The sequence below is a fragment of the Rhodococcus sp. p52 genome (assembly GCF_000763325.2).
GTDB classification, from domain to species: Bacteria; Actinomycetota; Actinomycetes; order Mycobacteriales; family Mycobacteriaceae; genus Rhodococcus; species Rhodococcus pyridinivorans.
The window spans coordinates 2,790,300-2,798,881 of record NZ_CP016819.1 but is presented as its reverse complement, the minus strand read 5'-3'; the positions used below and the strand labels follow the sequence as shown (position 1 = coordinate 2,798,881).

Annotated in this window: 7 protein-coding genes and 1 riboswitch; of the genes, 3 read left to right on the top strand and 4 right to left on the bottom strand. The window is 67.0% G+C overall.

Annotated elements, in window-relative coordinates; genetic code table 11:
- Positions 1–3 precede the first annotated feature (3 nt).
- The gene (locus IM25_RS12975) at positions 4–1,050 is read right to left on the bottom strand and encodes a zinc-dependent alcohol dehydrogenase family protein (RefSeq protein WP_033097404.1); all 1,047 of its coding nucleotides are present in this window, start codon (positions 1,048–1,050) and stop codon (positions 4–6) included.
- A gap of 180 nt (positions 1,051–1,230) precedes the next feature.
- Between IM25_RS12975 and IM25_RS12970 the strand changes: the two genes are divergently transcribed.
- Both IM25_RS12970 and IM25_RS12965 read left to right on the top strand, forming a co-directional pair.
- Positions 1,231–2,511, top strand: a complete 1,281-nt coding sequence (locus IM25_RS12970) for a serine hydrolase domain-containing protein (RefSeq protein WP_033097364.1) — start codon at positions 1,231–1,233, stop codon at positions 2,509–2,511.
- Between the two features lie 133 nt (positions 2,512–2,644).
- On the top strand, positions 2,645–3,589 hold the full coding sequence (locus IM25_RS12965; protein WP_065996094.1) for a type IV toxin-antitoxin system AbiEi family antitoxin domain-containing protein: 945 nt from the start codon (positions 2,645–2,647) through the stop codon (positions 3,587–3,589).
- A 15-nt stretch (positions 3,590–3,604) separates the two neighbouring features.
- Here IM25_RS12965 and IM25_RS12960 read toward each other — a convergent pair whose 3' ends face one another.
- A complete protein-coding gene (locus tag IM25_RS12960; RefSeq protein WP_033097363.1) occupies positions 3,605–4,909 on the bottom strand; it encodes an LLM class flavin-dependent oxidoreductase in 1,305 nt (434 codons plus the stop codon).
- A complete protein-coding gene (locus IM25_RS12955; protein WP_033097362.1) occupies positions 4,909–5,673 on the bottom strand; it encodes a 3-oxoacyl-ACP reductase in 765 nt (254 codons plus the stop codon). The genes IM25_RS12960 and IM25_RS12955 overlap by 1 nt, the downstream gene beginning before the upstream one ends.
- A 54-nt stretch (positions 5,674–5,727) precedes the next feature.
- Positions 5,728–5,819, bottom strand: a riboswitch (TPP riboswitch).
- A 262-nt stretch (positions 5,820–6,081) separates the two neighbouring features.
- On the opposite strand from IM25_RS12955, the gene IM25_RS12950 reads away from it, so the two are divergent.
- A complete protein-coding gene (locus IM25_RS12950) occupies positions 6,082–7,578 on the top strand; it encodes a stealth family protein (protein ID WP_033097361.1) in 1,497 nt (498 codons plus the stop codon).
- Here IM25_RS12950 and IM25_RS12945 read toward each other — a convergent pair.
- On the bottom strand, positions 7,575–8,495 hold the full coding sequence (locus tag IM25_RS12945) for a phosphodiesterase (RefSeq protein ID WP_033097360.1): 921 nt from the start codon (positions 8,493–8,495) through the stop codon (positions 7,575–7,577). The two genes, IM25_RS12950 and IM25_RS12945, sit on opposite strands and share 4 nt — an antisense overlap.
- Between the last annotated feature and the right edge of the window lie 87 nt (positions 8,496–8,582).

The window sequence follows — 8,582 nt, the reverse complement described above, 5'->3', positions numbered from 1 at the left end:
CGGTCACGAACCGGCGGTGAGGAGCACCTTCAACGCACCGGTTTCGCCGGCGCGAGAGAACACGTCGTAGGCCTGTTCGAACTCGTCGAGCGCGAACCGGTGCGTGATCATCGGCGACGTGTCGAGCTGACCACTGCTCACGAGACCGATCAGTGTGGGCGTCGAGTAGGTGTCGACCAGGCCGGTGGTGATCGTCAGGTTCTTGATCCAGATGTCCTCGAGGTGCAGGGTCGCAGGTTTGCCGTGCACGCCGATGTTCGCGACGTGTCCGCACGGCCTGACGAGCGCGACCGCCTGTTCGAACGTTTCGGGATAGCCGACGGCCTCCACGGTGACATCGGCGCCGAGGCCTCCCGTGAGATCGCGGACGACCGTCGCGACGTCGTCGCGACCGCTGTTGACCACGATGTTCGCCCCGAATGCCTTCGCCGCGTCGAGCCGGCTGTCGGCGAGGTCGACGGCGACGATGCGGCTCGGACTGAACAGTCGTGCGGCGAGGATCGCAGCGAGCCCGATGGGTCCGGCTCCGATGACGACGACGACGTCCGCCGGCCGGAGACGGCCGTTGAGTACGCCGACCTCGTAGGAGGTGGGCAGAATGTCGGCGAGCATGAGCATCTGCTCGTCGCTCACGCCGTCGGGAATGCGGTGGGTCGAATTGTCGGCGTACGGAACTCGGACCAATTCGGCCTGGGTGCCGTCGATCAGGTGCCCGAGGATCCAGCCGCCGCCGCCGAGGCACTGCCCGTACCGGCTCTCGCGACAGAAGCGGCACGTACCGCACGCGGTGATACACGAGACGAGCACTCGGTCGCCGGGAGCGAGTGTCTGCACTCCGTCCCCCACCTCGACCACGGTGCCGACGGCCTCGTGGCCGAGGATCCGGCCGTCGGTCACCTCGGGCACATCCCCCCCGAGGATGTGCAGGTCGGTGCCGCAGATGGTGACCGCGTCGACCCGCACCACCGCGTCGGTACTGTCCTGGATGGTTGCGTCGGGAACGTCCTCCCAGGATCGCTTCCCCGGCCCGTGGAACACCAGTGCCTTCATGATCTGACCTCCGTACACGGATTCGGCCCTGTTCCAAGGATGACATGAGGGACACTGCGATCGGAATCGTTCGGAGGGGGTGAAAAATTCACCTCGACAGCGGGACATGTCCGGATTCGTGACACCACCACAGAGTCCCCTGCTCTTTCGGGGACCACCGATCCCGAAAGCAGACGATCGATGAAGACACTCGCAACCTCACTCGTGGCGGTGGTCGTACTGGCCGTCTCGGCGTGCAGTTCCGACACCACCGAGCCCGAATCCGCGACGCCCCCTGCCTCCTCCGAGGAGGCCGGGTCCGAGTATGTGGCGGAGGTGGAATCGACCGTCGACCGGTTGATGCGCGACAACGCCATTCCCGGCGCGGTGATACAGATCAGCTCCCCCGACCGCGGTGACTGGACCGGCACGTTCGGCACGTCCACCCTCGACACCGACGATCCGATCTCCGCCGACGATCATTTCCGGATCGGGAGCAACACGAAGACGATGACGGTCACCGCCATCCTGCAGCTGGTGCAGGAAGGTCGCCTGTCGCTCGACGACCCGATATCTAAGTACATCGACGGTGTCCCGAACGGCGACACCATCACCCTCGCGCAGCTCGCCGAGATGCGGAGCGGCCTGTACAGCTACACCTTCGACCCGGAGTTCAACGCGACACTCGACCGCGAACCCGAGAAGGTGTGGACGCAGGAGGAACTGCTGCAGATCGCGTTCGCCCAGCCGGTGAACTTCTCGCCCGGCGAACAGTTCGAATACAGCAACACCAATACGGTGCTCCTCGGACTCGTCGTGGAGGAACTGACCGGCATGCCGGTCGCCGAGGCGTTCGACGAGCGGATCTTCGCTCCGCTCGGATTGGCGAACACCTCGTTCCCGGCGATCGAGGATTCCTCGATCCCGGATCCGCATCCGCGGGGCTACATGTTCGGCACCAACGTCTCCACCATCGATACCTTCGAATTGCCGGACGACCAGCAGGCCGCAGCGGTCGCCGGAACACTGAAGCCGAATGACGTGACCGACGACAATCCCTCCTGGGCGTGGACCGCGGGCGCCGCGATCTCCACCGTCGACGACATGACCACTTATGTGAAGGCACTGGTCGGCGGCGGTCTGCTCGATGAGCAGATGCAGAATACCCGGCTCGACAGCGTGCAGTCGGTGGGCGGGGGAACCGCCGGATACGGACTCGGCATGGCGCAGTTCGGTCCCCTGCTCGGGCACGACGGTCAGCTTCCCGGCTTCATGACCTTCATGGGACACGACCCCGACACCGACCTGACGATCGTCATCGCCACGAATCTGTCGACGGTGCCCTCGGGTGAAGGTTCGGCGCTGACCCTCGTCAAGGGCATCCTGCCGATCTTCTACGGCTCCGATTATCAGGCGCCGAGCGATCCGGCACGCGCTCCCGGAGCGGAGGAAAGCACTCCCGTGCCGACGCCGGGAGGCTGATCGTACCGGCGTCCGGTGGGCGAGCACGGCCGCGTCACGTGGTTGTCCACAGGCATTCGTGTTCTCCACAGACCGAGGCGATCGGGGTGCGACGGCCCCGGATCGGGTCCGGCCGTGCCCGAAGATCGGGTCCATGACCCGACAGGTGTGGACGAGGGCAATGCTCGCCGAGGCCGGCATATCGGATCGTGCGGTGCGCACACGGCTCCGGCACGGCGGGCTCGTCAGGATCGCTCGCGGCACGTACATGACACGAGAGGACGTCGACGCCCTCGGCCCCGTGGGAGTTCATCTCGCCCGGGCACGCCTCGTCGGCTCCCGCTTCGACGCCGACGAGGCGCTCAGTCATGTGACGGCCGCGGTCGTCCACGGCCTCGACGTGTGGGACGCGCCGCTGGGACGGATCCACGTCACGCGCCCACCGACGCGCAGCTGCCGGGTGAGCGACGACCTGCACATCCACACCTCCGACCTGGACGGCGACGTCGTCGACGTGGACGGTCTCCGCGTCACGTCGCTCGCTCGTACCGTCGTCGACGTCGCGCGCACACTGACGCGTCCGCGTGCTCTCGTCATCGGCGACGCCGCGTTGCGCGCGGAACCGACGGCGCATCTCGACCTGCCCCGGATCCTTGCTGCATGTCGAGGTAGGACCGGGATCGTCGCGGCGGAGTCGGTGGCGCGCCTCGTCGACGGCCGGAGCGAGAGTGTCGGGGAGTCGCTGTCGCGGCTGCACATGATCGAGGCGGGGCTACCGATGCCCGACCTGCAGCACGAGATCGTCGTTCGTGACGGACGCCGGTACCGCGTGGACTTCTTGTGGCGCGAACTCGGCATCGTCGGCGAGTTCGACGGTGCCGGAAAGTACACCGAGCGCCACGATCTGCTCGCTGAGAAGGAGCGCGAGGATGCGCTACGGGATCTCGGGCTGGAGGTGATCCGCTGGAACTGGGCGGAGCTGTCGCGATTCCACGTCGTCGTCGATCGGTTCGAGCGCGCACGTCGTCGGCAGCAGGCACGTCGGGCTACTCTGGAGCGCGAAACGGTCATCGGCGCGCGCTACAACCCGCTCCGATGACCGCTTCGCGCTCCGCTATACCGTCTTCAGACCGAGCGAGTCGCGCAGGGTCGAGCCGGGATATTCGGTCCGGAACAGGCCGCGACGCTGCAGTTCCGGGACGACGAGGTCGACGAAGTCGTCGAGGGAATCCGGATAGGCGGGGCACATCAGATTGAAGCCGTCGCAGGCACCCGCGCTGAACCATTCCTCGATGCTGTCGGCGACGGATTCGGGGGTGCCGATCATCGTCGCGTGACCACCACCCGCGGCGAGGTAGCCGAGCAGTTCGCGCAGGGTGGGACGGCGGGTCTCGATGATGCGCTGCACCGTCGCGTAGCGCCCCTGCGGCCCGGTGAACTCCTCAATGGGTGGCAGGTCGGCGACGGGAGCGTCGAGGTCGTGGCCGGTGTAGTCCTGACCCGTGAACACGCCGAGCTGGGTGATGGCAGCATCTACGTCGAGGAGCGCATCGAGTTCCGCCTTCTTCGCCCACGCCTCCTCCTCGCTGCGACCGACGTAGGTGACGAGCCCGGGCAGGATGGCGACCGTACCGGGATCCCTGCCGGCCGCGGCGATCCGCGCGCGCAGGTCGGTGGCGTACTCGATCGCCGCGGTCATGTCCCACGCGACGGAGTAGACGGCCTCGGCGTGGCGGGCCGCCAGGTTGCGCCCGGTCTCCGACGCCCCCGCCTGGAACAGCACGGGTCGGCCTTGCGGGCACCGCGGCACGGTCAGGGGACCGTCGACGCGGAAGTGCTTGCCCCGGTGATGGATCGGATGGATCGCGGAGGAGTCCAGGAACCTGCCGCCGACCCGGTCGACGAGGACACCGCCGTCGTCCCACGAATCCCACAGTGCGCACAGCACTTCGATGAACTCTTCCGCCCGGGCATATCGCTCCGTGTGCGGCGGGAGCGCGTCGAATCCGTGGTTGCGCGCTTCCTCGTCGAACATCGAGGTGACGATGTTGGCTCCTACGCGGCCACCACTGATGTGGTCGAGCGAGGCCAGCATCCGTGCCGCGTGGAACGGCGTGAAGAAGCTTGCAGAAACGGTGGTGACCAGACCGATGTGCTCGGTCGCGCGCGCCATGGCCGCCAGCGCGGTGAGGGGTTCGAGGAACCAGGTGGTGCCCGCCGTGTACTTCGGGTTGACGCTGTGACCGTCCGCGAAGAACACGGCGTCGAGGCGTCCTCGTTCGGCGGTGCGGGCGAGTTCCTCGAAATACGTGATGTCGCCGATGCGTTCGGCGGCGGAGTCGGGATGGCGCCATGCCGCCGAGTGGTGCCCGACGCCGTAGAGGAAGGCGTTGAGGTGGAGGGTGCGTGGTCCGGTCATCAGTTCATCACCAGTCCCCCGTCGACCACCAGGTTCTGCCCGGTGACGGCCCGCGACCAGTCGGAGGCGAAGAACAGCACCGCGGCCGCGAAATCCTCGGGGGTGGTGACCTTCCGCAGCGGCGTCGACGACGCGATGAGGTCGAACACCGCTTCGGGGGTCGCCGACGATGCGTCGGTCGTGCGCAGCAGACCACCGGAGACCATGTTGACGCGGATCCCGTCGGGGCCGAGGTCGGCGGCGAAGGTGCGGGTCAGCGACAGCAGCGCGGCCTTGGCGGCGGTGTAGTCGTGGTACGGGACGACGGGGTGCTGGAACAGGTTGGTGCCGATGTTGACGACGCTGCCGCCGCCGGCTTCCCGCATGCCCGGCAGCGCGGCCTGGATGACGTTGACGGCACCACCGACGACCCCGTCGAACTGGGCACCGAATTCGGCGTATCCGATCTCGTCCGCCTTGGCGCGGGCGTCGCCGTTGAACGAGAAGTCGGGCAGGGCGTTGTTGACGACCGTGGTGACGGGTCGCCCGAAGTGCTCGCGGGCCCGCGCGAACAGCGACTCGACGTCGGCGCGGTCGGTGACATCGGCTTTCAGAGCGACGGCCCGCTCGGGTCCGATCTTGTCGGCCAGTTCGTGCGCGCTCTCGCCGCTGCGCCGGTAATCGAGAACGACGGCGGCTCCTTCGTCGGCGAACGCCTGCGCGATGCTGTGGCCGAGGCCGCGACCGGCACCGGTGACGAGGACGACCTGGTTCTGCAATGACATCTTCTGTGCCTTCCCTGTGTCGGGAAGGGTGCGTGAGGGCGACAGACCTCAGGCCTGTCGCCGGCTCGGCATCCCTTCGCTCGCATAATCGAGATCAGGTTCGACGGGTGTTCTCTCAGCCGTGTCCGGCACCCCGTGTCGAGTCCTGCGCACAGGTTACACCTCGGGATCTCGACCCCGTCGAGACCGTCGGCGTCGGCATTCATCGGATCGTCACATCACCGACCCGGGAACTTAGCTCAGATCGGCGTTAAAATGAGCCTTTCCTGCCCCGACCCGTGAAAGGAGATTCCGACGCACACGCCGGCCCCCTACAACGCTCCCTACGTCTCCCTTTCCCAGCAGGTCGGAGACGCCCCGCCGCTCGGCCGTGCCCCGGTCCGCGGACCCGCGCGCCACGAGGACGTCGTGTGGTTCGAGGATCGCTACGCGATCCCCATCACCACCACGACGCCCGACGAAGCGCAGATCGAGGACGTACTGCTCCTGCGCCGCGTCCTCGACCGGGCGCACATCGACTACCTGCTCGTCCGCGACGACAGCGACCGCCCGATCCTGGCGATCGACCGTGCCGATCGGAAGAGATTGCGTGCCGCGCTCGCCGAGGGATGCGCCGACGAGCCGTTCTACTCGAAGGCTGTCGGCTCCAAGCGACGCCCGGTTCCGGTGTCGGACGGACGGCTCTCACGCGACAGGAAGGACCGCGTGTTCCGGCTGTTCCGCCCGCGCGTCGAACTGACCAGCGGGATGCGGTACGGCGCGTCGAACGGAGTCGACATCGAACTGTGGACCTACACCGACGACGAGGTGATCATGCCTCGCCCGAACGCCCTCACCCGCACGATCGCCCTGCGCGACGAGATGCGCCGGACGACGGTCGAGCGGTACGGACAGCTGTGGCCCACGATCGAGGGCATGTTCGACCGCCACCCCGGCGACATCCCGTTCGAGATCGACCTCGTGTTCTCGTGGGTGGACGGGTCGTCGAAGTCGTTCCAGGCCAAGCGCGCGAAGCTGATGCAGAACTATGTCGTCGGTGAGGGTGACGACTCGCCGGCGCGCTACCGGCAGATCAACGAACTCAAGTACGCCCTGCGTTCGGTCCACATGTACGCGCCGTGGGTGCGGCGGATCTTCGTCGCCACCGACTCGCCGCGACCGGCGTGGCTCGCCGACGATCCGCGTGTGACGTTCGTGCGGAGCGAGGAGTTCTTCGCCGACCCGTCGGCGCTGCCCACCTACAACTCGATGGCGGTCGAGTCGCAACTGCACCACATCCCGGGATTGTCCGAGCACTTCCTGTACTCGAACGACGACATGTTCTTCGGTCGCCGGGTGAGCCCGAGCCTGTTCTTCTCCGGCGGGGGCGTCGGCAAGTTCATCGAGTGCGACGTGCGGATCGGTCTCGGCCGAAACAACGCGTCGCGCAGCGGATTCGAGAACTCCGCGCGCATGAACCGTAAGCTTCTGCAGGACCGCTTCGGGGTCACCATCACTCGGCACCTCGAGCACACACCTGTCCCGTTGCGCAGGTCGATCATGGCGGAGATGGAGCGCGAGTTCGCGGACGAGTTCGCTGCGACGGCGGCGAGCCCGTTCCGGGCGGCCGACAACATCTCGGTGACGAACTCCTTCTACCACTACTACACACTGCTGACCGGCCGCGCGGTGCAGCAGACCACGGCGAAGGTGGAGTACGTCGACACCACCGTGAAGTCCGGCCTGCGACATCTGGACACGATCCTGGCGCGCCGCAATCTCGACCTGTTCTGCCTCAACGACGGCAGCGCGCCCGAGGTCGACCTGGAGCTGCGCACCGCGAAGGTCACGCAGTTCCTGGAGCGGTACTACCCGATTCCGGCGCCCTGGGAGACCGACTACCCGGGCCGACCGGACATCGGCTAGACGCGAACGGTGAGATCGGGGTTCTCGGGGATGCGGATGCCGGCTTCGGCCAGGCGCCGCGCCGCGTCCTCGGCCGTGTGGGGTTGCCCGGCGGTGGCGTAGCTTCCGCTGGGCACCACGGAGTGCACGATGGTGTCGGGATAGACGTGCACGAGGTTGAAGCCCTGCGCTCCGTCGTGTCCGCGCTGCGAGCCGACCGGGACGTTCAGGTCCTGGGTGTAGCAGGTCGACGAGGCGACCGAGACCGGGATGCCGGCGAACGTGGCCGAGGTCGAGTAGTGCAGGTGACCACCGAGGATGGCGCGCACATCGGTGCCACGCAGCACTTCGGCGAGGCCCGCTTGGTCGCGCAGTTCGACGAGGACGGCCATGTCGAACACGCTCGGGACCGGCGGATGATGCAGTGCGAGAACGGTACCGAACGGGGCGGATGCCGAGAGTTCGTCGGCCAGCCAGGCGAGCTGCTCGGCGGAGACCTCGCCGTGGTGATGGCCCGGAACCGAGGTGTCGAGCGTGATGATCCTCAGTCCGCCGACCATGTGGACTCCGTCGATGGGTGCACCCACGGGATCTTCGTCGAGGAGCTCCTCACGGAAGGTCGCGCGGTCGTCGTGATTACCCATGGCCCAGACGATGTCGGCTCCGAGCGCTGCTGCCAGCGGTTCGACGAGACCGCGGAGCTTGCGGTAGGCGTCGGGCTGGCCGCGGTCGGCGAGGTCGCCGGTGAACACCAGGGCATCGGGACGGACCTGCGACGCACGGATGTCCTCGAGAATCAGTCCGAGGCGGGTGTCGGCGTCGACGGTGCCGTAGAGGAGTTCGTCTCCACCGACGAGATGTGTATCGGTGAGATGAAGGAGGGTGTGCGAAGGTCTGGGATATTCGGCTATTCGCTCAGGGGCTGGAGAGCTGCCCATGATCTCTCACTTCCATTCGCCCGTTTCGGGGCACTCGATCGCCATCAACGGTAGCGAGTGTGTTTCTACGACTCCATGGCTTCTGGA